Annotated in this window: 14 protein-coding genes and 1 pseudogene; 7 read left to right on the forward strand and 8 right to left on the reverse strand. The window is 74.1% G+C overall.

Annotated features, from left to right (window positions below):
* Positions 1–7 precede the first annotated feature (7 nt).
* From ACF061_RS21045 to ACF061_RS21060, 4 genes are read right to left on the reverse strand one after another with little or no spacing between them, the layout of a single operon-like run.
* A complete protein-coding gene (locus ACF061_RS21045) occupies positions 8–808 on the reverse strand; it encodes an ABC transporter permease (RefSeq protein ID WP_392268440.1) in 801 nt (266 codons plus the stop codon).
* Positions 805–1611, reverse strand: coding sequence for an ABC transporter permease (locus ACF061_RS21050; RefSeq protein ID WP_392268441.1), 807 nt, complete (start codon positions 1609–1611; stop codon positions 805–807). Before ACF061_RS21050 ends, ACF061_RS21045 begins: the two co-directional genes overlap by 4 nt.
* Positions 1608–2897 carry an ATP-binding cassette domain-containing protein gene (locus tag ACF061_RS21055; RefSeq protein WP_392268442.1) on the reverse strand — a complete coding sequence of 430 codons (1290 nt, stop codon included), beginning with the start codon at positions 2895–2897 and terminating at the stop codon, positions 1608–1610. The genes ACF061_RS21050 and ACF061_RS21055 overlap by 4 nt, the downstream gene beginning before the upstream one ends.
* Complete coding sequence (locus tag ACF061_RS21060; RefSeq protein ID WP_392268443.1) at positions 2894–4186, reverse strand: aspartate aminotransferase family protein; 1293 nt, start codon at positions 4184–4186, stop codon at positions 2894–2896. The genes ACF061_RS21055 and ACF061_RS21060 overlap by 4 nt, the downstream gene beginning before the upstream one ends.
* 246 nt (positions 4187–4432) lie before the next feature.
* On the opposite strand from ACF061_RS21060, the gene ACF061_RS21065 reads away from it, so the two are divergent.
* The 4 genes and pseudogenes from ACF061_RS21065 to ACF061_RS21080 all read left to right on the forward strand — a co-directional run.
* On the forward strand, positions 4433–5500 hold the full coding sequence (locus ACF061_RS21065; RefSeq protein ID WP_392268569.1) for a glucose-1-phosphate thymidylyltransferase: 1068 nt from the start codon (positions 4433–4435) through the stop codon (positions 5498–5500).
* Positions 5497–6474, forward strand: a complete 978-nt coding sequence (gene rfbB / locus ACF061_RS21070) for a dTDP-glucose 4,6-dehydratase (RefSeq protein WP_392268444.1) — start codon at positions 5497–5499, stop codon at positions 6472–6474. Before ACF061_RS21065 ends, rfbB begins: the two co-directional genes overlap by 4 nt.
* A 579-nt stretch (positions 6475–7053) precedes the next feature.
* Entirely contained in the window at positions 7054–8784 is a 1731-nt protein-coding gene (locus ACF061_RS21075; RefSeq protein ID WP_392268445.1) for a carbohydrate-binding module family 20 domain-containing protein, read from the forward strand.
* 173 nt (positions 8785–8957) lie between these two features.
* Positions 8958–12023, forward strand: a pseudogene (locus ACF061_RS21080) (alpha-amylase family glycosyl hydrolase); the annotation flags it as partial.
* A 133-nt stretch (positions 12024–12156) separates the two neighbouring features.
* Here ACF061_RS21080 and ACF061_RS21085 read toward each other — a convergent pair.
* The 4 genes from ACF061_RS21085 to ACF061_RS21100 form a co-directional block, all read right to left on the reverse strand.
* A complete protein-coding gene (locus ACF061_RS21085; RefSeq protein ID WP_392268446.1) occupies positions 12157–14826 on the reverse strand; it encodes a SpoIIE family protein phosphatase in 2670 nt (889 codons plus the stop codon).
* A 455-nt stretch (positions 14827–15281) separates the two neighbouring features.
* Positions 15282–15446, reverse strand: coding sequence for a VenA family class IV lanthipeptide (locus ACF061_RS21090; protein ID WP_392268447.1), 165 nt, complete (start codon positions 15444–15446; stop codon positions 15282–15284).
* A gap of 44 nt (positions 15447–15490) precedes the next feature.
* On the reverse strand, positions 15491–18334 hold the full coding sequence (lanL, locus tag ACF061_RS21095) for a class IV lanthionine synthetase LanL (protein WP_392268448.1): 2844 nt from the start codon (positions 18332–18334) through the stop codon (positions 15491–15493).
* Positions 18335–18828: 494 nt separating this feature from the next.
* A complete protein-coding gene (locus ACF061_RS21100) occupies positions 18829–19200 on the reverse strand; it encodes a VOC family protein (RefSeq protein WP_392268449.1) in 372 nt (123 codons plus the stop codon).
* A 275-nt stretch (positions 19201–19475) separates the two neighbouring features.
* On the opposite strand from ACF061_RS21100, the gene ACF061_RS21105 reads away from it, so the two are divergent.
* The 3 genes from ACF061_RS21105 to ACF061_RS21115 all read left to right on the forward strand — a co-directional run bounded on the left by ACF061_RS21105 (position 19476) and on the right by ACF061_RS21115 (position 24233).
* Complete coding sequence (locus ACF061_RS21105; protein WP_392268450.1) at positions 19476–20168, forward strand: response regulator; 693 nt, start codon at positions 19476–19478, stop codon at positions 20166–20168.
* 109 nt (positions 20169–20277) lie between these two features.
* The gene (locus ACF061_RS21110; RefSeq protein ID WP_392268451.1) at positions 20278–22011 is read left to right on the forward strand and encodes a GAF domain-containing protein; all 1734 of its coding nucleotides are present in this window, start codon (positions 20278–20280) and stop codon (positions 22009–22011) included.
* Positions 22012–23186: 1175 nt separating this feature from the next.
* Positions 23187–24233 carry an Acg family FMN-binding oxidoreductase gene (locus tag ACF061_RS21115; protein ID WP_392268452.1) on the forward strand — a complete coding sequence of 349 codons (1047 nt, stop codon included), beginning with the start codon at positions 23187–23189 and terminating at the stop codon, positions 24231–24233.
* The last annotated feature ends 43 nt before the right edge of the window (positions 24234–24276 follow it).

The raw sequence follows: 24276 nt of genomic DNA on the forward strand, positions 1-24276 counted from the left end.
TTCGCGCTCAACTCCCGGTCATCTCGTAGGCGTTGACGCCGCGCCGCCAGACGGCCAGGGCGAGCGCCAGGGCGCCGGCCGTCACCGCCGGCAGCCACACCACCAGTCCCCTCGCCCCGGTCAGCAGGTAGACGCAGGGGACGTAGGAGGTGAAGGCGAAGGGCAGCACCCAGGTCAGCAGGACACGCAGCGAGGGGTGGTAGATGTCCAGCGGATAGGCGGCGAACTCGGACACCTGGTTCGCCGCGTACATCGACGGCAGACTGGTCACGGTCCAGAAGGACAGCGAGGCGAAGAGCAGCTTCACCGAGGTGTGGATCAGCGCCCCGCACAGCACCAGCAGCGGCGCCACGGCCCACTGCGACGGTGTGGGGTCCAGCCCCAGCTCGCTGCCCGACCAGCCCACCAGGACCGCGCCGACGACCAGTTCGCCCAGTCCGTCGGGGTGGAAGAAGCGCTCCGAGAGCAGGGAGAACAGCGGGTTCACCGGACGGATCAGATACCGGTAGAACTCGCCGCGCTGCACCAGTTTGCGCCCCAGCTCCCACAACTGGTCGGTGAACAGGTGGTCCAGGCCGCGCGGCAGCAGCGAGAACCCGAGCAGGAACAGCACCTCGTGGTAGCTCCAGCCGCCCACCGCGGGCACCTGGCGGAAGACCAGGCCCACGACCGCGGTCTGCAGCCCCACCCGCACCAGGAAGGCGCCCGCGCCGAGCGCGAAGTCCATCCGGTACGCGGTCAGCCGGTGCAGCCCCACACCGCCGAGGAAGAGGGCCAGCCGTAGATGTCGCCACACCGTGCCGGTCATCCGCCGAGCACCTCCAGCCGGCTCAGCGAGGCCCGCCACAGGGCGGTGCTCAGCGCCGTCAGCCCGGCCACCCAGCCCAACTGGCGGGCGAGCACGCCGGCCGCTCCGGCCACTCCGTCGTAGCGGCCGAGGAGCAGGGTGAGCGGGCCGTCGACCATGCCCTGGAAGGGCAGCGCGGAGGCCAGCGCGGCGAGCGGGCCGGGCATCAGCGCGATGGGCACCAGCTGCCCGGCGAAGAAGGCCACCACGCTCTGCTTCACCATCCGCACCCCCCAGGTGTTGGTGGTGACGAACCCGGTCATCCCGGTCAGCAGGTTCACGAAGAAGGCGAGGAGCACCGACAGCGCGGTGGACACCAGGAACAGCAGCGCGTCCAGCGGCCGGGGCGCGGTGAGCGGCACCAGCAGCGAGAACAGGCCGAGCACCGGCACGCCGACCAGCACGGCGTTGGCCGCGACTACCGGCAGACAGGCGAAGAACCGCACCACCGGGTAGCTGACGGGCCGGGCCAGCATGACGGCGACGTCACCGCGGTAGACCTCTGCCGCGACCTCGTCGTCGACGCGGTTGGCGTGCAGCACCTGGAGCACCTGGGCCACCAGGAGATAGGTGGTGATGCCCTCGGTGGTGAAGCCGCCGGGGCCGCCGCCGGGCGGGGCGTCCGCGTACACGGCCCGCCACAGGAAGACGGTCACGGCGGCGCCGGCCGCGGCGGTCACCCCGGTCATGACGAACGCCGAGCGGTACTGGAGCAGGGACTGCAGGCCGCCGGTGGCGAACGGCAGGTAGTGACGCACGCTCACCCGGCACCGCCCTCGCGTCCGGCCGGAGCCTCGGCGACGACGCTCTTCGCGCCCGCCCCCGCGCCGGTGTCCGCGCCCGCGGCGGCCCCCGCGTCCGTGCCCGCGCCGGTGTCCGTGCCCGCGGCGGCCCCCGCGTCCGTGTCCGCGCCGGTCTCCGGGCGCGCGCCCGTCGCCGTTCCCGTGCCCGCGGCCGACGCCGTTCCCGTGCCCGTCGCCGCCTCGGTCGCGGTCGCGGTCGCGGGAAGGTCCGCAGGTACCCCGCCCGGGGCCTCGGCGGCCCCGCCGGGTTCCCGTCCGCCCCGGCCGTAGATCTGCCGCAGCACCTCCTCCAGGTCCGGCTCCGGCGCGTAGCAGTCGGCCAGGTCGAAGCGGTCCAGCAGGAAGGCCAGCACCTGCCGGGAGGTGAAGCGGTCCGCCGGGTAGTCCACCCGGATCCGTCCGTCGCCGGCGGGCGCGGCGCTCACACCGGGCAGCCCCGCCTCGACGTCCGCGCAGGCGGCGTGCGGAGCCGGTCCGCCCCGGTGGTCGAACAGGACCGAACGCCGGTCGGCGGTCCGCAGCAGGTCCCGGATGCTGCCCTGGTGCACCACCCGCCCCCGGTCGACGACCAGGGCGCTGTCGCAGATCGCGGCGATGTCCGCGATGTCGTGGCTGGTGAGCACGACCGTGGTGCCCAGCTCCCGGTGGACGCGGTTGACCAGGTCCCGCACGGCGTCCTTGAGCACCATGTCCAGGCCGATGGTCGGCTCGTCCCAGAAGACGACCGCGGGGTCGTGCAGCAGGCTCGCCGCGATCTCGGCGCGCATCCGCTGACCCAGGCTGAGCTGGCGCACGGGAGTGGTCCCGAGGGCGTCGATGTCCAGCAGTTCCCGGTACAGGGCGAGGTTGCGCCGGTAGACCGGCTCGGGGATGTCGTAGATACGGCGCAGGATGCGGAACGAGTCCGGCACGGACAGGTCCCACCAGAGCTGGCTGCGCTGGCCGAAGACCACGCCGATGCCGCGGGCGTTGGCCTGCCGGTGCCGGTAGGGTTCCAGGCCGCGGACCAGGCAGCGCCCGCTGGTGGGCGTCATGATGCCGGTCAGCATCTTGATCGTGGTCGACTTGCCGGCTCCGTTGGCGCCGATGTACGCCGTCTTCGAGCCGGCCGGGATGGTGAAGGACACCCCGTCCACCGCGCGCACCACCCGGTGCCTGCGGGTCAGCAGCGTCGACAGGCTGCCCACCAGGCCGGGCCTGCGCTCGGCGATCCGGAACTCCTTGACGAGGTTCTCCGCGACGATCACGAGAGCACCTGCTCCAGGGCCCGCTCGAGGATGTCGACGCCCTCGTCGAGCAGCGGCTCGTCGATGGTGAACGGCGGTGCCAGGCGCAGGATGTGACCGCCGAGGGCGACCCTGAGGCCCAGGTCGAGGGCGGTGGTGTACACCGCGCGGGCGAGGTCGGGGGCGGGGGTGCGGCTCGCCCGGTCCGTGACGAACTCCAGCCCGTACAGCAGCCCGAGGCCGCGCACGTCGCCGAGGTTGTCGAACCGCGCGTGCAGCGCGGCCAGCCGCTCGCCCAGCAGCTCCCCGAGAACGCCGACCCGGTCGATCAGCAGGTCGCGTTCGACGACCTCCAGGGTGGCCCGGGCGGCGGCGACGCCCAGCGGGTTGCCGGCGTACGTCGACGCGTACGCGCCGGCTCCCGAGGCGGCCGGGTGGTGCAGGAGATCGGCGCGCCCGGCCAGGACGGCGAACGGGAACCCGCTGGCCAGCCCCTTCGACAGGGTCACCAGATCGGGTTCGAGGCCGAAGTGCTCGCTCGCCAGGAACGCGCCCGTGCGGCCGCCGCCGGTCAGCACCTCGTCGGCCACCAGCAGCACCCCGTTGGACCGGCAGGCGTCCGCGATCTGCTCCCAGTAGCCCGGCGGCGGGACGACCACGCCGGCGGCCCCGAGGACGGGCTCGAAGACCAGCGCCGAGATGTTCGGCTTCTCGGCGATGTGCCGGCGTACCAGCGACGCGCACCGCACACCGCACGAGGGGTGGGTCAGCTCCAGCGGGCAGCGGTAGCAGTAGGCCGAGTAGCCCAGCACGGAGTTCCCGGCGAACGCCTGGTGGCCGACGTCCCAGTGCACCAGCATCCGGGCGCCCATCGTCTTGCCGTGGAAACCGCCGCGCAGCGCGCCGATCCGGTTGCGGCCCGGCGGCGCGGTGGCCTGCACCACGCGCAGCGCGGCCTCGACGACCTCCGCCCCGGTGGAGAACAGGGCGTAGGTGTCCAGCCGTTCCGGCAGCAGCCGGGCCAGCAGCTCCAGCAGGGCGGCACGGTCCGGCGTCGCCGAGTCGTGCACGTTCCACAGCCGTCCGGCCTGCGCGGTGAGCGCCTCGACCACCTCGGGGTGGGCGTGCCCCAGCGACTGGGTCAGGGTGCCCGCCGCGAAGTCCAGGTACTGGTTCCCGTCGAGGTCGGTGAGGACCGGACCCCGCCCCTCGGCGAAGACCCGCCGTCCGACGGCCGCCTCCTCCGAAGCGCCCGGTGCCAGATGCCTGGCCTCCCGTTCCAGCCGCTCGAGCTGGTGGTGACCTGTCACTGCTGCCCCCAACCATGTGTGCGAACTGCCATGCAGTGCTGCGCCGTTGGGCGTCGCCGGAGCGAGTCAAACACCAAAGATCCGACACATGCAAGGAGTTGCTGCAATTTTCAGAAGGAGCTTGCGGGAAGGTGTGCCGCTCTGCTTGGGTCAGAAGGAGCTCAACCGGTGACACCGCGACTTGAGTCCGAGGAGAGATCCCGTGAGTCCACACACCCATTCGGCTGCGCGACACCGGTGGCTGTCTTGAAAGCCCTGGTCCTGGCGGGTGGCACCGGCAGCAGACTGCGGCCCTTCACCCACACGCGCGCCAAACAGCTCCTCCCCATCGCCAACAAGCCGGTGGTCGGCTACGCCCTCCAGGCGGTGGCGGACGCCGGCATCGAAGAGGCCGGCGTGGTCGTCGGCGGCCACGCCGACGACATCCGCCGGGCCCTCGGGGACGGGTCCGCCTTCGGAGTGCGGATCACCTACCTGCACCAGAGCCGGCCGCTCGGCCTGGCCCACGCGGTGGCCATCGCCCGGGACTTCCTCGGCGACGACGACTTCCTGCTCTACCTCGGGGACAACTACCTCGAGGAGGGCGTCGGCGGATTCGTCCGGCGCGCCGCGGCCGGCGGCGACGCCGCCCGGCTGCTGCTCACCCCGGTGCCCGACCCCACCGCCTTCGGCGTCGCGGAGGTCGACGACACCGGGCTGGTGCGCCGGCTGGAGGAGAAACCGGAGCGGCCGCGCAGCGACCTCGCGCTGATCGGCGTCTACGCCTTCAGCCCGGCCGTGCACGAGGCGGTGCGCGCCATCCGGCCCTCCGGCCGGGGCGAGCTGGAGATCACCCACGCGGTGCAGTGGATGATCGACCAGGGGCTGAGCGTGCGCGCCGAGACGACCACCCGGCCCTGGCGCGACACCGGCAGCGTCGATGACATGCTGGAGGCCAACCGGCACGTCCTGGACCGGATGGAAGGGCGCATCGACGGCAAGGTCGATCCGCACAGCGTCCTGGTGGGCCGGGTCCGGGTGGCCGAGGGCGCCGTCGTCCGGGGCTCGCACATCGTCGGCCCGGTGATGATCGGGGCGGGCACCGTCGTCAGCAACTCCGTCGTCGGCCCCTACACCGCCATCGCCGAGGACTGCCGGATCGAGGACAGCACGATCGGCTACTCCGTCCTGCTGCAGGGCGCGTGCGTGGAGGGCGCCCCCCGCATCGAGCAGTCCCTCATCGGCCGCGAGGCCGTGGTGGCCGCGGCGCCCCGCCTCCCCTCGGCCCACCGACTCGTCATCGGCGACCACAGCAAGGTACAGCTGACCTCATGACTTCCCGCATCCTGGTCACCGGCGGAGCCGGGTTCATCGGCTCCGCGTACGTCCGCGCGCTGCTCGGTCCGTCCGGGCCGCCCGGCGTCACGGTCACCGTCCTCGACAAGCTCACCTACGCGGGCAGCCTCACCCGCCTCGAACCGGTGCGCGCCCACCCCGGTCTCACCTTCGTGCACGGCGACGTGTGCGACGCGGACGCCGTGCGGCGGCTGGCGGCCGGGCACGACGAGATCGTCCACTTCGCGGCGGAGTCGCACGTGGACCGCTCCATCGAGGACGGCTCCGGGTTCACCCTGACCAACGTCGTGGGAACCCAGGTGCTGCTGGACGCGGCGCTGCGGCACGGGGTCCGCACATACGTCCAGATCTCCACCGACGAGGTGTACGGATCGGTCCCCGAGGGCGCCGCCCGCGAGGCGGACCGGCTCGACCCCAGCTCCCCGTACGCGGCCTCCAAGGCGGCGGCCGACCTGATCGCGCTCGCCCACCACCGCACCCACGGCCTGGACGTCCGGGTGACCCGCTGCTCCAACAACTTCGGCCCCTACCAGCATCCGGAGAAGGTGATCCCGCGCTTCGTGGCCACCCTGCTGACCGGTGGGAACCTGCCGATGTACGGCGACGGCCGGCAGGTGCGCGACTGGCTGCACGTGGACGACCACGTCCGCGCGGTGGAACTGGTGCGCACGGCGGGACGGCCCGGCGAGATCTACAACATCGGCGGCGGCACCTCGCTGACCAACCTGGAACTCGCGCGCCGGCTGCTCGACTGGTGCGGGGCCGGCCCGGAGCGCGTCGAGCACGTCACGGACCGCAAGGGCCACGACCGCCGCTACGCCGTCGACCACGGCAAGATCACCGCCGAGCTCGGCTACCGGCCGAGCGTGGGCTTCGAGCAGGCGCTGTCCGGCACGGCCGACTGGTACCGGGCCCACCGGGAGTGGTGGGAGCCGTTGTTCACCTCCCGGTGAGCGGGGGGGAGCGAAGGGCGCGCGGCGCGTCGCCCACCGGCCGGGGCGGGGTCTCCGGCCGGCGTACGGGACGGGTGCTCGGGCGCGGTACGGCCGGGGTGCTCCGGCGCGGTACCGCCGGGCGCCGCGGCCCGCTCGCCGCCGGACGGTGATGTGCGGGCGAGCGGGTGTCGCGAGGTGCTCCGCCCGGGCGTCACGGGTCGCTCCTGTCGGGCGGTGCCGGGCGCTGCTGTCGGACGGTGCCGGTCGTGCGGGCGGGTACTCCGGCCCGCCGGCCGGGCGCGTAGGGGCTGTTCACCTGCCAACCCCACGGCCGTGGGCCGGAGTTCGACGAACGTAGCACCGTTGAAATCTTTGCGAAAGACTTTGCGGCGGCTGCCTTCAATCATCGCCTGCCGAACTGTCATTTCTGCGCGGAGGGTTGACCGACGGTGAAGCGGCACCGTACGTTCCTGGCCGCAATCTCTTGCAGCAAGAACCAACACGCGGCAAGGGGGCGCACTCGGCCTTCTCCGGCACGGCGCGTTGCCACTCGAGGCTGTTGCTCCGGTACACCCCACTCCCACAACTGGAGAAGACATGGCCAGAAAGACCGTGGCCGCTGCACTCGCCGTAGTGGCGGGAGCCGCTGTGGCCGTCACGGCGCCCACGCCGGCGCAGGCCAGCGCGCCCGGCGGCAAGGACGTCACCGCGGTGATGTTCGAGTGGAACTTCGCCTCCGTCGCCAAGGCCTGCACGGACGAGCTGGGCCCCGACGGATACGGCTACGTTCAGGTCTCCCCGCCGAACGAGCACATCCAGGGCTCCTCCTGGTGGACCGCCTACCAGCCGGTCAGCTACAAGATCGGCACCAAGCTCGGCGACCGCGCCGCCTTCAAGAGCATGGTCGACACCTGCCACGCCGCCGGCGTGAAGGTGGTCGCCGACACCGTCATCAACCACATGGCCAACGCCTCCGGCACCGGCACCGCCGGGTCGTCCTTCAGCAAGTACAACTACCCCGGCACCTACTCGGCCGCCGACATGGACGACTGCACGTCGAGCATCAGCAACTACGCGGACCGCTGGAACGTCCAGCACTGCGAGATGGGCGGCCTGCCCGACCTCGACACCGGCGAGGAGTACGTCCGCAAGACCATCGCGGGCTACATGAACGACCTGCTCTCCCTCGGCGTCGACGGCTTCCGCATCGACGCGGCCAAGCACATCCCCGAGGACGACCTCGCCAACATCAAGTCCCGCCTGTCCAACTCCGGCGTGTACTGGAAGCAGGAGACGATCGGCGCCTCCGGCGAGGCGGTCCAGCCGCCCGAGTTCTACGGCACGGGCGACGTGCAGGAGTTCAACTACGCCTACGCCCTCAAGCGGGTCTTCAACAACGAGAAGCTCTCGGAGCTGAAGAACTTCGGCGAAGCCTGGAACTTCGTCCGCTCCGACAAGGCGTCGGTGTTCGTCACCAACCACGACACCGAGCGCAACGGCGGCACCCTCAGCTACAAGGACGGCGCCAACTACACCCTCGCGCACGTCTTCATGCTGGCCTGGCCCTACGGCTCGCCCGACGTGCACTCCGGCTACGAGTTCAGCGACACAGGCGCCGGCGGCCCCAACAACGGCCAGGTGAACGCCTGTTACACCGACGGCTGGAAGTGCCAGCACGCCTGGCGCGAGATCGCGAGCATGGTGAAGTGGCGCAACACCGCTTCCGGCGCCGGCGTGACCAACTGGTGGGACAACGGCGGCAACCAGATCGCCTTCGGCCGCGGTGACAAGGCGTACGTCGCCATCAACCACGAGGGCTCCTCGCTCACCCGCACCTTCCAGACCTCCCTGCCGGCCGGCGACTACTGCGACGTGCAGAGCGGCAAGGGCGTCACGGTCAACTCCTCCGGCCAGTTCACCGCCACCCTCGGCGCCAACACGGCCCTCGCCCTGCACGTGAACGCCAAGACCTGCGGCGGCTCCGGCAACGGCAACGGCAACGGCAACGGCAACGGCGACGGCGGCGGCAACACGGCCACCGGAGCCTCGTTCGGCGTCAACGCCACCACCCAGTACGGGCAGAACATCTACGTCACCGGCAACAACTCCGCCCTGGGCAACTGGAACACCTCCAGCGCCCTGAAGCTGGACCCGGCGAGCTACCCCGTGTGGAAACTCGACGTGTCGATGCCCGCCGGAACGTCCTTCGAGTACAAGTACATCCGCAAGGACGCGAGCGGCAACGTCACCTGGGAGAGCGGCGCCAACCGCACCGCCACCGTGGGCGCCGGCGGCCTGGTCACGCTGAACGACACCTGGCGCAACTGACCACGCCCCCCGGCACCACCCGCCCGACCCCGACCGCCCGGCGACCGCGCCCCCCGCGCGAGCGCCGGGCGGTCCCCGGCCCCGCCGCACGGCGGGGCGACCTCCATGCCCGGCACCGAGATCCCGAGGAGAGACGTCACGTGGTCGGCACAGCCCGTCGGAACGCAACCGCCCTGGCCCTAGCCCTGTCCGCCGCGCTGCTGCCACCCCTGGCGCCCCCGGCGTCGGCCGACAGCCCCGCGCCCCCGCCGCCCTCCGACGCCCGGCTGGCGAGGGAGCCGGCCCGCCCCGCCACGAGCCGGGAGCAGTTCTACCTGCTGCTGCCCGACCGGTTCGCCAACGGCACCCGGGCCAACGACCGAGGCGGCCTCACCGGGGACCGCACGACGACCGGGTACGACCCCACGGCCAAGGACTTCTTCCAGGGCGGCGACCTGAAAGGGGTCATCGACCGCCTCGACTACATCAAGGGCCTGGGCACCACCGCCATCTGGCTGGCCCCCGTGTTCAGGAACAAGCCGGTCACCGTGCGCGACGGCCACGCGAGCGCGAACTACCACGGCTACGCCATCACCGACTTCACCAGCGTCGACCCCCACTTCGGCACGGAGGCCGACCTCACCGAACTCATCGACAAGGCCCACCACAAGGGCATGAAGGTCTTCTTCGACGTCATCACCAACCACACCGCCGACACCATCGACTACGCCGAGCAGGCCTACGGGTACCGAGGCAAGGGCGCCTACCCCTACCTGGACACCTCCGGCCGCCCCTTCGACGACAGCACCGGCATGCGCCCGACCGACGCCGACGGCGCCCCCTACACCCCGCGCGTCTCCACCGACCCGCAGGACCGCAAGGTCCCCGCCTGGCTCAACGACCCCGCCATGTACCACAACCGGGGCAACTCCACCTTCGCCGGCGAGAGCGCCCTCTACGGCGACTTCCAGGGCATGGACGACCTGTGGACCGAGCGCCCCGAGGTCGAGCGGGGCATGGAGAAGATCTACGAGAAGTGGGTGCGTGACTTCGGCGTGGACGGCTTCCGGGTCGACACCGCCAAGAACGTCGACATGGACTTCTGGACCCAGTGGGCGACCGCGCTGGACCGGTACGCCGCCCGGCACGGACGTGAGCACTTCTTCCTGTTCGGCGAGGCGTTCTCCGCCGACCCGGCCATCACCGCCCCGTACGTCACCCAGGGCCGGCTCGACTCCACCCTCGACTTCCCCTTCCAGGCCGCCGCCCGCAACTTCGCCTCCCGCGGCGGCCCCGCCGACGACCTCGCCCACGTGTTCGCACAGGACTACCGCTACAGCACGGACAAGACCAACGCCTACAGCCAGGTCACCTTCCTCGGCAGCCACGACATGGGACGCATCGGAACCTTCGTCACCCAGGACAACCCCGGCGCGGACGACGCCGAACTGCTGCGCCGCGACCGGCTGGCCCACGAGCTGATGTTCTTCTCCCGGGGCAACCCGGTGATCTACTCCGGTGACGAGCAGGGCTTCACCGGCGCCGGCGGCGACGTCGACGCCCGTCAGACCATGTTCGCCTCCAAGGTGGCCGACTACCTCGACGACGACGAGATCGGCACCGACCGCACCGCCGCCTCGGACGCGTACGACACCTCCCACCCGCTGTACCGCGCCATCGCCGCCCTGTCGAAGCTGACCGAGCGGCACCCGGTCCTGCGCGACGGCGTCCAGACCGAGCGGTACTCCCAGGGCTCGGTGTACGCGTTCTCCCGCACCGACGCCGCACGGGGCGAGGACTGCCTGGTGGTCCTCAACAACGCCGCCTCGGCGAAGACCGTCGAGATCCCCACCGGCTCCGCGCGCACCGGCTACCGGGCGCTGTACGGCGCCTCCGGGAGCGTGCGCGGCGACGCCGGCGGCAGCGTCACCGTGACCGTCCCGGCCCTGTCGTCGGTGGTGTTCGAGGCGGTGGGGCCGCCCGCCGCCCCGGCGTCCCGGCCGACCGTGACCCTCACGCCGCCGGCCGCCGGCGCCGCCGGGACGGTGGAGATCTCCGCGGACGTCACCGGAGGCCGGCTCGACCGGGTGGTGTTCGCCGCCCAGGCCGGCGACGGCGCCTGGCAGACCCTCGGCACCGCCGACCACGCCCCGTACAAGGTCACCCAGACCATCCCGGCCGACGTCCCGGCCGGAACACCCCTGCGGTACAAGGCCGTCGTCGTCGACAGCGCGGGCCGCACCGCGAGCGCGCGGGCCGCCACCACCGCGGGCGCGGCCCCGGCCGTCGGCAAGCCGACGGCGGCACGCCACTGGGCCGTCGTCCACTACCGGCGCTCCGACGGCGACTACGACGGCCTGCGGCTGACGACGTCGGACGGCCGGAGCGCGGACTTCACCGGCCGGGACGCCTACGGCGCCTTCGCCTGGTTCGAACCGGCGGCCGGCACCGGCGACATCCGCTTCACCGTGGAGAAGGACGGCGCCGCCGACGGCCCCGAGCGCACCCTCGACTTCGCCGCGGCGGCCGAGGTGTGGACCGGGCAGGGCAGCGACACGGTGGCGCAGGCCCGCCCCACGGCCTACTATCCGCCGCAGGACACGGCCAAGGCGGTCATCCACTACCACCGCGCGGACGGCGACTACGAAGGCTGGGGCCTGCACGCCTGGACGGGAGCGGCCGACCCGCCGGAGTGGAACGACCCCGTCCGGCCGGTGGGCAGGGACTCCTTCGGCCTGGTCTTCGAGGTCCCGCTGACCGACCACGCGAACTCGCTCAGCTACATCCTGCACAGGAAGGAGGAGAAGGACGTCCCCGCCGACGAGGCCCTCGACTTCTCCCTGTACGGGCACGAGGTGTGGCGCGTGGCGGGGGACCCGGCCTATCTGACGCCCTCGCTCAGCGGCGCGTTCGGCCTGGACCTCGGCGAGTCCGCCGCCACCTGGCTCGACGACACCACCGTCGTGTGGCGGGGAACCGGCACCGGCGTCGCCAGCCGCCAGCTCGTGTACGCCCCGGGGGGCGGCATCACCGTCCAGCACGGAGCCCTCTCGGACGAGGGCCGCTGGCTGCGGCTGGAACCCACCACGCTGACCGACGCGCAGAAGACGGCGCACCCCGGGTTCGAGGACTACCAGGCGTTCACCGTCGACCCCCGCGACCGGCCCCGCATCGCCGAGGCCCGCGCGAGCGAACAGGTCATCGCCACCCAGCGGGCCGAGAACGGGGCACTGCTCGGCGCCACCACCGTGCGCCCGGCGCAGCGGCCCTGACCGGCGGCGGCCGGGCGGGACGGCGGGTCCCGCGAGGGCCGTCGGGGGTGCGCCGCGCGCCGTCGCGCGTCCCCGACCGCCCCGGCCCTGACCGCCCTGGCCGCACGGCCGGTCGGCGCGGTCAGGGCGGCGGCGCCGTGCGCAGCGCGAGGACGGCCACGTCGTCGGTGCTGTCGGCCGCGAGCCCGATGAGCAGTTCGTCGCAGAAGACGTCGAGCGGTTCGCGGGCCAGCGCGGCGGCGTGCTGACGGAGCCTGGACATGGCGTCGTCGAGGGACTCCCCCCGGCGCTCGATCAGGCCGTCGGTGTAGAGCAGCAGCGTCGAGCGGGCCGGCAGCGTGTCGCACGCGGTGGGGCGGACCAGATCGGGGTCCATGCCGATCAGCACGCCCGCGCCGGAGTCGAGATAACGGGTGTCGCCGTCCTCGGTGACGAGCAGCGGCGGCAGGTGCCCGGCGCTCGCGTGGTACAGCAGCCGGCTTCCCTCCTCGGGACCGTCGCTCCTGACCAGGGCGTAGACGCAGGTGGCGGTGGCGTGCTCGTAGAGCGTGGAGCTGGCCAGGTCCAGACGGCGCAGCACGTCCCCGGGAGGTTCCTTGCGGTCGACCGCGATGCCGCGCAGCATGTTGCGCAACGCGCTCATGGCGACGGCCGCCTTCAGGTCGTGTCCGGTGACGTCCCCGATGACCAGCACGGGTTCGCCGTCGGGCAGCAGGAAGGCGTCGTACCAGTCGCCGCCCACCTGCGCGGTGCTGGACGAGGGCGCGTAGCGGGCGGCCAGCTCCAGGCCCGCCATGTCCGGCAGCTTGGGGAGCAGGGAGCGCTGGAGGCGTTCGGCGATCTGCCGGGTCTCCTGGTACAGCAGGGCGTTGTCCACGCCCATGGCGAGTCCGCCGGCCACGTCCGCGATCAGCGGCAGGTCGTCCTCGGTGAACGGGCGCCGCCTGCTGATCCGGGCCACGGTCAGCGCGCCCAGGACCTCCCGGCGGGCGCGCAGCGGCGCGACGACGGCGCTGCTCGCACCGAGTTGCTCGAACAGTTCGAGCTGCCGGGCGTCCAGGGCGCTGGTGGCCCGCTCCGGTGTGGGGATCTCGGTGAGCAGCAGGGGCCCCGCCCCGCGCAGCACCCGGGCCAGCGGGCCCTGCGCGGTGCCGGACACCGGCGGCAGCCGGCCCTCGAACGCCTCGGGCGGCAGCGCGCGGGGGTCGCGGTGGACGACGCAGTACCGGTCCACCTGGTCGCGTTCGTCCAGCAGGGTCACGACACACCAGTCGGCGAGCTGCCCGACCAGGACCTCGCAGACCCGGCGCACCCGCTCCGCCAGGAACGGTGTGGTGGCGAGCGCGCTCCCGGTCTCGGCCAGCAGGGACAGCCGCTCCAGCGCCGTCCGGCCCGCCTCGCCGATGTCGCCCGCGTCGCGGTCGGCACCCGCCGTGTCCGCCGTGCCGGGCCGCGCGGCCGCCGGCTCCCGCCGCGGTCCGGGCCGGCGTCCCGCGGCCGCTTCCGCCGCTGACGGCGCCGGTGCGGAAGCGGGCGCGCTCGTCCGGGGGATGAGCTGGGCGACGAACACGGTACGGCCGTCGGCCGCCTCCTGGGTCTGGATGAACAGGCGGACCGGGACCAGCCGGCCGTCGCGGCGCAGCGCCGGCAGCGGCACGGACCGGCCCAGGATGCGGGGCTCGCCGGTCAGCAGCAGGGAGGTGAACGCCGCCACGTGGCGCTCGCGCAGGTGCTCGGGAATGAGCGCGGTGATCCGCCGCCCGAGCAGATCGTCCGCGGGCCAGCCGAGCAGGTCCGCCGCCGCCCCGTTCACCGCGATGATCCGGTTGTCCTCGTCAGCGGCGACGGTCGGCACCCTGCTGGCCCGGACATGGTCGCTGTCCCACGGCGCCAGCTCCGACGGCCTGGCACTGGGCTCCCGGGGAACCAGCGTCCAGGCGGCGGGATGGGCGCCGGCGAGCTGGCCGATGATCTCGTCGAACAGCCAGCGGTGGAAGGCCCGGATGTGCGGCAGGGCGGGTCGGCTGAGCAGGTCCTCCCGGCGCGCCGCCGCCTCCGCGGTGTCGAGCACCCGGCGCAGGGCGGCGATGCCCTCGCCGGCGTCCGCGGGGACCGGCAGACCGAGGGTCCGGATGTCCGCGTCGGACTGCTGGTCCTGGGCCGCCGCGGCCACGCACGCGCTGAGCACGTTGTTCATGTCGTGGGCGGTGAGCAGCTCCCGCGGCCGCAGGCCGAAGCGGTTCCCGGCGTCGGCGGCGAGGAGGAGTTCGCGCAGCACCGTGTGCCGGTGCTGGCGCGCCGCCGAGTACAGCGCGTACGGCAGGTCGACCAGGGTGACGCTGCCGGCCACCGCGGTGGGACGCGGGACCCGCGGCCCGGGACCGGCGGCCGGCGCCGTCGCCGGGTCGGGCCGCAGTTCGAACCAGACCGTCTTGCGGCCGGCGGCGGTGTCCACGCCGTGGCGCGCGGCCAGCCGTCCGACCACGGCCAGGCCCCACCCCGTGCCGGTGTAGAGGTGGCCCGGCTCGGGCAGCACCACGCGGTCCGGCCGCTGGTCGCCGACCCGTACCCGCACCACCCCGTCGGCGCTCCGCCGCACCTGTACGTCGACCTCGGTGCGGGCGTGCAGCACCGCGTTGGTCACCAGCTCACCGGTCAGCAGCTCGGCGACGTCCACCACGCACCGGGCGGTCCCGTCCAGGGCGGCCCGCACGAAACGTCTGGCCGCCCTCGCGCTCTGCGGCCGCGCGGGGAACCGCTGCGCCGATTCCCGCGGATCGAGGCTGCCCATGCCCCCAGTGTGCTCCAGCCGGACGGCCCACCCGTGCCACCGCCGCCGTACGCGCCGGACGGCCCGCCGACCACGCCGCCGACCGGGTGAGACGGCCCCCGACGCCCCGGCGCCCCGCGGCGCCCTCCTGCGACACTCCGCCCCGCGTCGTTCGGCGGCGCACGGCGCGACCTTGGGCCCGGCACCCGGGAAGGGCGGGGGGCGCGGAGGGGCCGGCCACCAGGGTCGGGTCGGGGCAGGGCCGGGGGCACGAGGGGAGGCCGGGCCTCAGGGAAGGCCGGGTGCCGGGGAAGGGCCGGGTGTCAGGGAGCGGCCGGGCGCCGCGAAGGGCTCGGATCCCGTGAGCGGATCCGAGCCCCTCTCGTGTCGCCGGACGGCCGTCCGGGGCGGGTACGGCCACCACCCGTCCACGTTCCCCGGGCCCGGTGCCGTCGTGGCCGCCGGGCCGGTCGGGGTCAGAAGCAGGTGACGCCGATACAGATGGTGTTCAGCGCCGTCAGCAGGCCGACGCAGGCGCATGTGCCGCCACCGCCGCCGTACGAGACGCCCTCGACCTCGACGGGGTCCGTCTCGTGCAGGCCGTGGAGCTGGGTCAGCAGTTCGACTTCCTTGTTCTCCATGGATGTTCCTCTCTGTGGGGGGGTGACGGCCGGGGAGCCGCCGCTCATGGGGTGGGGACCGGGTGGAGGTGTTCACTCACCGCCCGGGGGTCTGTGCGGTCGTGCGGCCGGGCCGGCGGCGGGACCATCCAGTGCCGGGGGGAGCCGTGGCGCAGCCGGAGGAGGAAGGCCAGGATCCCGGCGGCCCCGTCGCTCCAGCCGGTCGAGACGTCCCCGTACTCGTTGGGGAAGACGAGCCGGCCGTGCCGGCGGGCTCCCTGGGCCAGGACGATCCCGGCCAGCTCCTGAGCCATGGCCCGGTAGGCGGGGTCCTTCGTGGCGGCGGCCATGTCGAGCAGGAAGTCGCCGTTGCCCGCCAGCCCGTGGCACTGGGTGAGGGCGGCGCGGGAGGCGTGCTCCACCACGGCACGGGCGCCGCGGCGGGCGAGGTCGCCGAACCGGTCGTCGCCGGTGGCCTCGTACAGCCGGACGAGGAAGGTGCCGATGCCGGCCGAGCCGTGGCACCAGTACGGGGCCGTGGGCTCGTCCGTGGCCTGGGCGGGCCAGTGGGCGGCCCCGCCGACCAGCTCGACGTGGGCCAGCAGGTGCTCGCCGGCGTCCACGGCCAGGTCCAGCAGGTCGGCGCGGTGCGCCGCGAGCGCGGTGGCGAGCAGGAAGCAGCCGATGCCGGCCGTCCCGTGGGCGAAGCCGAGGTAGCGCTTGCCGGCCAGCCGGGAGACGGCCTCGGCGGGCGCCGCCCAGCTGACTCCACCGGGCTCGCGCCGCGCGGCGGCGGCCAGCGCGTCGGCGGCGTCCACGGCGGCTGCCATCAGGCGCGGATCGCCGGTGCGGTGCCACAGGTACAGGGCGGCCAGTCCGCTGCCCGCGGTGCCGTGGGTGATGTCGTGGCCGGGCGTGCGGCGCAGCGGCGCCAGGGCCAGCGCCAGGGCGTGGTCGGTGAGCCGGCGGTCGCCGACGGCGGCTCCGGCGTCGTGCAGCGCCCAGGCGGTGCCGCGCTCGCCGAAGTACAGGCCGGGGCGGATCTGCTCGGTGCCGGTGTGCCGCGCGATCCAGTGGCCCGCGGTGGCGATCACCTCGGGCAGACGTGGATCGCCGGTGAGCTCGAAGTACCTCGTGAGGACCGCCAGGACCCCGGCCGCGCCCTGCTGGACGGTGCAGGGGGCGGTCTCTCCGGCGGTGGTCGAGACCGGCCACAGCCGTCCGCCGTCGGACGGCGTCATGGTGCCGAGGAGGTGGTCGACGATCCCGGCCACCGGGTCCCGGCCGCCGTCCGGCTGTGGCCGGGCGGGGCCGGCGGGCACCCCCGGCCGCGCGTCGTGCCCGGACGGACGCGCGAGGCCGGCGAACGCCTGCCGGCGGCCCGTCCGGTCGCCCTCGGTCGTCGGCGCCGCCGCGAGCGCCCGCAGGGCCGTGCGCGCCCTGGACGGGTCCCAGCGCTCGGCGGGGTCGTCCCGCATCAGTCCCAGGAGCATCGTCACCAGGCGGTCGGACAGTCGCAGCCGGCCGGCGCAGGCGGCCAGCCACCCGGCCGTCCGCTGCTCCGCGGTCCTGGTGGCGGGCTCCTCGTCCAGCAGGGCCGGGACCCTGCCGGTCAGGACGTGGCAGGCGGTGGCGCCGAGGCTGTAGTAGTCGGCGGTCGGGGCCACGGGCGCGCCGGTCAGGCGTTCGGGTGCGCTGAACCCCGGGGTGCCCAGCCGCGTCGGCGCGGACGACTCCTCGTCGAGCACGGCGAGTTCCAGGTCGATCAGGCGCAGCTCGCCGTCCGGGCGGACCATGACGTTGGCGGGGGTGAGGTCCCGCAGCACGCAGCCGTGCTCATGGGCCGCGGCCACCAGGTCCACCAGCCGCGCGACCAGGTCGAGGGCGTCGGCGCGGTAGCGGTCCGCCCCGACCCGGCGGAAGCGTTCCGTGACCCAGGTGCTCAGCGTGACCCCCGGCACCTCCTCCTCGGCCAGGAACAGGTGACGACCGAGCTCGAACACCGCCAGGAGTGCCGGGGCCAGCTCCAGCCCGTCGAGCCTTTCCAGCGCCCGGGCCTCGGCACGCAGCCAGTCCTGGACGCCGCGGCCGAAGGCGTCCTCCTCCACGTGCGGCCGGGCCTCCTTGATCACCACCGGGGCGCCCGTGCGGAGATCGGTGCCCCGGTAGACACCTCCCTTGTTGGTGTACCGGATCGCCTCCCGGACCGCGAAGCGCCCGTCCAGCGTCACCGGGCCGCCGGCCGGCGCGGGCTGGTCCGGCACGGTGGCCGTGGCGGGCGCGGCGGGGTCGGCGGAGTCGGCGGCCGCGGCGGGATCGGCGGGGAAGGGAGGGACGGCCCAGGAGGGCGGCAGATACCGCCCGGTCCGCCGGTCCTCCACCGGATTGCCGTCGGGGTCCTTGATGTACCACACCAGCAGTCCGTCGTCCGACAGCCGCCGCCGCCCGACGAACGCCCCGTAGCGGTAGTGCACCACGCTGCCCGGCGCGTAGGGCCGGTCGGACAGGATCTGTGGTCCGGCCAGCCCGGCGGTGGCCCGGTGGAGCTCCATCGCCAGCCGGGCCGCGGCGGCATCGCAGCGCGGGTAGACGGTGATGAACTTGCCCGAGCCGCCCCGGGGCGTGGTGCGGGAGTTGAGCGCGCCGACCTGGTCCAGCGACCGGGCGAACTTGAACGCCGAATCCTCCGTCAGGAGTACGTCCAGCGCCCGCGCGAGGACCGCCGGCGCGGAGGCGACCGTCGCCGACAGGTGCAGCTTCCAGCCCTGCTCCGGCACCGTCCCGGTCCGGGATGTGACGTGGCACCAGGACTCGTCCGTGTCGAAGGTCCACCGTCCGCCGGACCCGGTGGCGCGCAACGCCTCGCCGAGGAGGCGCCCGAGGTCGCCCTCCGTGCCGTGACCGGTCATCGTCGTCCCTTCCTTCGGCCGGAAACGTGACGCTCGTCCGTGGCCCGTGGCCCGTGGCCCGTGGCCCGTGGCCCGTCGTCCGCTGCGGCGCGGACGCCGTCCGCCGTGCCCTGTGCTGCCCGGCGGTCCAAGGAAGACGGTGCGCCCTTTCCTGTGATCATCACCAAGGTGCCCACATCGGCGAGCGGTTGGCGCGCCGTGGGACGCGGACGGGTGACGGCCCCGGCGCGGATGGGGGACGGCCGCGATCGGCAAGGGTGACGGTCCGGCAGGTCGGGCGAGGGGCCGTCCGCCGCACGCCCCCCCGGTTCCGCCTGCCACTGCCGGACCTCGGCCGGCGCCTCGCGCGGCGCCGGCCGAGGTCGGGGGAAGGACTGCCCGGCCCGCGCGACGTCCTGTACGCCGTCGCGGCCCGCCCGTGACCGGACGACCGCCGGCCGGGCGACCGCAGGCCGGACGACCGTCGGCCGGCCGGCGGCGTGGTGTGTCCTGCCTCAGCGGGTGAGCACGCAGAAGGGGTGGCCGGCCGGGTCGGTGAAGACCCGCCACCTGTCCCCGCCCGGCTGGTGGTCCGGCTTGGCCGCGCCCAGCTCCAGCAGCATGGCCTCCGCCTCGTCGAGGTCGTCGACCTCGAAGTCGAGGTGGATCTGCTGCGGCACGCTCTGGCCGGGCCAGCGCGGGGCCTCGTAGCCGTCGACCCGTTGGCAGCCGATGGCGAGTCCCCCGTCCTCGCCGACGAGGCCGGCGAACTCGGCGCTGGACCTGGGGTGGGGTTCGAGGCCGGTGACCTGCCGGTAGAACTCGGCGAGCGCCGGCGGATCGGCGCAGTCGAAGGTGATCACCGTCATTCTCATCCGCGAAGGCATGGCAACTCCTTGGCACTGGTCGCGTCACGGCGCGGGGTGGGGTTCCCGCGCCGTCACCGTAGTGATCAACTTCTCGTGGAGCGAGGTGATTTACGGCGTCGTCGGACGCGGCGGCCGGGCGTGGGCGGCCGGGCCGTACGCCTCGCCCCCGGCTCGGACCCCTGTTCGCGTCCGCGTGGGGAAGGCGTGGAACAGGGCCGATCGGCCCTGGCCATCCGGCCCTCCATCGGGAAAGGATCCCTGTGAGGACGACACGCACGCACAAGGAGCGACCGATGGCGGACCGTGCGCAGGCCGGCCCCGACACCCCGATCCGGGTATTCCTCCTCGACGACCACGAGGTGGTACGCCGAGGGGTGCACGACCTGCTGAACGACGAGGCGGACATCGAGGTGGTCGGCGAGGCCGGCACCGTCGAGCAGGCCCTGGCGCGCGTTCCGGCCCTGCGCCCGGACGTGGCGGTGCTGGACGTGCGGCTGCCGGACGGCGACGGCGTGACCGTCTGCCGGGAGCTGCGCTCCCGCCTGCCGGAGCTGGCCTGTCTGATGCTGACCTCGTTCGACGACGAGGAGGCGCTGCTGGACTCGATCATGGCGGGCGCCTCCGGCTACGTCCTCAAGCAGATCCAGGGATCGGACCTGGTCTCGGCGGTGCGCACCGTGGCCCGCGGGCAGTCGCTGCTCGACCCCAGCGCCACCACGAAGCTGATGGCCCGGCTGCGCGGCGGGCAGCGGCAGGAGGAGGAGCCGGACACGCTGCCCGGCCTGACCGACCGGGAGCGGGAGATCCTGGCCCTGATCGGCGAGGGCCTGACCAACCGGCAGATCGGCCAGCGCCTCTACCTCGCGGAGAAGACGGTCAAGAACCACATCTCCCGGCTGCTCGCCAAGCTCGGCGTGGAACGCCGGATCCAGGCCGCCGTCATCGCCACCCAGGCCCGGGACCGGCAGCGCGGGAACAGCCGCTGACCCCTCCGTGCGGCGCCGGGGTCCCGTCTGCGCCCCGTGCCCCAGCCGTTACTGTGACCGGTGGGCGGAAAACGTTTTCGGCAGGTCGTGGGTGCGGGGAGGAACAGCGGTGGGAAACTCCGAGAAGTCGGGGGAGGCCCGCGTCCGGCTGCCGCAGTTGCGGCTGGACGAGCTGCTGGAGGAGTTGCAGGCGCGCCTGGACGCGGCCCGCGGCACCCGGGACCGGGTGCACAGCCTCCTGGAGGCGGTGCTCTCCGTCGGCCGGGAGCTGAACCTGGAGCAGGTGCTGCACAGCATCGTGGACGCGGCCGCGACGCTGGTCGACGCCGGGTACGCGGCGCTGGGAGTGATCGGCCCGGACGGCAGGCGCCTGTCCGCCTTCCACACCATCGGGGTGAGCGAGGAGGAGATCGCCCGGATCGGCCCCTTCCCGGAGGGACACGGGATCCTGGGCGAGCTGATCCGGCACCCGGAGCCGCTGCGGCTGGCGAAGCTGTCCGAGCATCCGGCGTCGTACGGCTTCCCGCCCGGCCACCCGCCGATGCACACGTTCCTCGGGGTGCCGATCCGGGTGCGCGAGCAGGTGTTCGGCAACCTGTACCTGACCGAGAAACGGGACGGACTGGAGTTCGACGAGGAGGACGAGTCGGTCCTGTCCACCCTGGCGGTGGCGGCGGGCGTGGCGATCGACAACGCCCGCCTGTACGAGGAGTCCCGGCTGCGCGAGCGCTGGCTGCGGGCCAACGCGGAGATCACCCGCAGCCTGATGTCGGGCACCGCCCAGGCGGAGGTCCTCGGCGTGATCGCGGAACGCGCGCGGGAGATCACCGGTTCCGCCCTCGCCGCGATGTCCACGCCGGTCAGGGACACCGACACGCTCACCGTGGAACTGGCCATCGGCCGGCAGGCCGAGGCCCACCGCGGGCTGGTGCTGCCCGTGGAGGGCACCCTCACCGGGAAGGCGTTCGCCGACGGCGCGCCCGTGAGCAGCCCGGACGTCGCGCACGACGAACGCGTGACGGCCGGGCCGCCCCGGTTCGCCGGCCTCGGACCGGCCGTGGCGGTCCCCGTCGGTGCCGGCGACCACGTACGCGGAGTGGTCCTGCTGGCCCGGGAGTGTGGGGCCAGGGACTTCTCCGACAAGGAGATCGAACCGCTCAAGGGCTTCGCCGCGCAGGCCGCCCTGGCGATGGAGCTCGCCGAGCGGCGCCGGGACGCCGAGCAGATCGCCCTGCTGGAGGACCGCGACCGCATCGCCCGCGACCTGCACGACCTGGCCATCCAGCGGCTGTTCGCCACCGGGATGACCCTGCAGAGCGCGGGCCGGTTCATCGACCACGCGGGCGCCCGGGAACGGGTGCTGCGGGCCGTGGACGACCTGGACGAGACCATAAAGATCATCAGATCGACGATCTTCGGGCTGCGCAGCCACGGTGACGAGGCGGCGCCCGGACTGCGGGCGCGTGCGGTGCGGGTGGTCGGGGAGGCCGCCCGGGTGCTGGGCTTCGCGCCCAGTGTGCGGATGGAGGGGCTGCTCGACACACATGTGCCCAGGGAGACCGCCGACCATGTGATCGCGGTGCTGTCCGAGTCGCTGACCAACGTCGCCCGGCACGCGCACGCCGACCGGGTCGAGATCGCGCTGGAGACCGACGGCAGGACCGTACGCCTCACCGTCACCGACAACGGGGTGGGCATCCCCGCCGGGGGCCGCCGCAGCGGGCTGGCCAACATGGCCGAGCGGGCCCGGCAACTCGGCGGCGACCTGGAGCTCACCGGCCCCGACGGCGGCGGTGCCGGACTGGTGTGGCACGCGCCGGTTAACGACACCCGCACCGCGTAGGCCCCGCGACCGGTCCGTGGCTCCGCCCCGCGCCGCCCCCGCACCGGCCCGGCCCCCACGAAGCCGCGCCCGCGACCGCGGGCGGCCGGCGGCCGGCCCTGTGCCGCGCGCGGCCGGGGACGCCGTGCCTTCTCGTCCTTCTCCATGACCGGAGAACCAAGTGGCCCACGCCCACCGGAGGTTGGGCCGAACGCCCCCCGCCAGGCAGCCGACGGCCCGGGCCCGCCCGCCGGGCCGGGGACCAACGGCCCTGTGCGGGGGGCCGGTCGGCGCTGCCGCCGTACCGTGCGCGGGGTGCAGGCTGGGGTCGATCGAATCGGAGGCCGCATGGACGACCGCATCCACTTCGGGCCCGGCCACATCCCCCGTCCCAGGCCGAGGCGGGCACGGCGTACGACCTGTGTCGTACTCCGGTTCGGTCACCGTCCGGCCGTCGGTCACGTCTGCCCTGACTCACGGGCGGCCGGACGCACACTCGGGGGACGCCGGCCGTGAGCGAGGCCGTCGACGGGGCACGGGCGGACGGGACGGACCCGGACGCCCCCGCTCGTTCGCTTGTCCGCTCGTCGGCGCTCGTCCGGGCGTCCGGGTGTCCGCCCGCGCCCCGGCCGGCTTCCCCGGCGCGGGAACTCCTCCACCACCGCTCCCCCGGCTTGGTGGAGGAGGCCCGTGCAGGACCCGCGCGGGGCCCTGTGCCGGGTCCCGTGACGGCTCCTGCGCGGGGTCCTGCGCCGGGTTCTGTGACGGACCTGCGCGGGGTCCTGTGTCGGGCCCTGTGGCGGCTCCTGCGCGGGGTCCTGTGTCGGGTTCTGTGACGGACCTGCGCGGGGTACGCCTCGGGGCCCTGTGACGGACCTGCGCCGGGCCCCGTGACGGGTCCTGTCACGGACCTGCGCCGGACCTCGCGCCGGGCCGGGGCCCCGGCGCCCACACGTCCGGTGGCCCCCGGCCTGGTCCCTGCTGACCCGGTGGCCCCCGGCCCGGCCCCCGCTCACCCGGTGGTGCCTGTCCCGGTGCCCCTCGCTGACCGGGCGGCGCCCGGCACACCCGCTGTCCGGCGGCCCCGGGACCTGCGGCCCGGCGCGGGGACCGGCCGGCCCCTGGCCCCGGACGGGGGCGGCGACGCAGGGTCGACGGGAGAAGAGGGACCCCAGGGACTTCGTGAAGGAGCGGGTATGCGGACACCGGAAGTCGACGCGGCAGCCGTGGAGAGCCTGCTGCACGCGGCCGTGGCGGCGCCGTCGATGCACAACACCCAGCCGTGGCGGTTCGGCATGGCGGCGGACACCCGCGCGATACACGTCCGCGTGGACCGCGCCCGGCGGCTGCCCCTGTCCGACCCGGGACTGCGCGCCCAGCACCTGTCGGTGGGCGCGGCCGTCTTCAACCTGCGGGTGGCCGCGGCGCATCTGGGCTGGGACCCCGACGTACGGCTGCTGCCCGATCCGGCCGACCCCGACCTGCTGGCGACCGTCCGGCTGGGCGCGGCGACGGCGGACGCACGATCCTCGTACGGCGACCTGTACGACGCCGTCACGCGACGCCACACCAGCCGGATGCCCTTCACCGGCCGGCCGGTGCCCGAGCACATCGTGACCGAGATGGCGGCGGCGGCGCGGGCCGAGGGCGGGCACCTCGACGTGCCCGACGTCGTCGGAACCCGCCGGCTGCTGCGGCTGACCGCCCTGGCCGAGGCGCGCAACGCCGCCGATCCGGCCCGCACCGCCGAGGCCCGGCGCTGGATCACGGCCGCCGACGCGCCCACCCCCTACGGAATCCCGCTCACCTCGCTGGGCGCCCGTGACCTGACCGGCCGGATGCCGATGCGGGACTTCACCGGCCCGCTGCGCGGCCCGCGCCCGCCCGTCCCGAGCCCGCCCGTCCTGCGCTTCGAACGGCACGCGCAGGTGGCCCTGCTGTGGACCCCGCAGGACCGGCCCGCGGACTGGCTGCGCGCGGGGCAGGCGCTGGAACGCGCGCTGCTGGTGGCCACCCGGCACGGTGTGCGCACCTCGATGCTGCACCAGGCGATGGAGTGGCCGGACCTGCGGGCGGCGATGGGCGCCCCCGGCCGCCGGTGCTCTCCCCACCTGCTGATCCGCTTCGGCTACGGCCCGGAGGGCGGACGCACGCCACGCGCGTCCGCCGACGCGGCCGCCGCCCGGCGCGGAACCCGGAACAGACGTCCGGCCGCTCCCGCGCGTCCGGCTGAGCCGACGTGACCGGCTGAGTCCGCGCGTGCGGCTGATCCAGCGTGACCGACCG

This window comes from Streptomyces sp. NPDC015220 (assembly GCF_043079345.1).
Classification (GTDB): domain Bacteria; phylum Actinomycetota; class Actinomycetes; order Streptomycetales; family Streptomycetaceae; genus Streptomyces.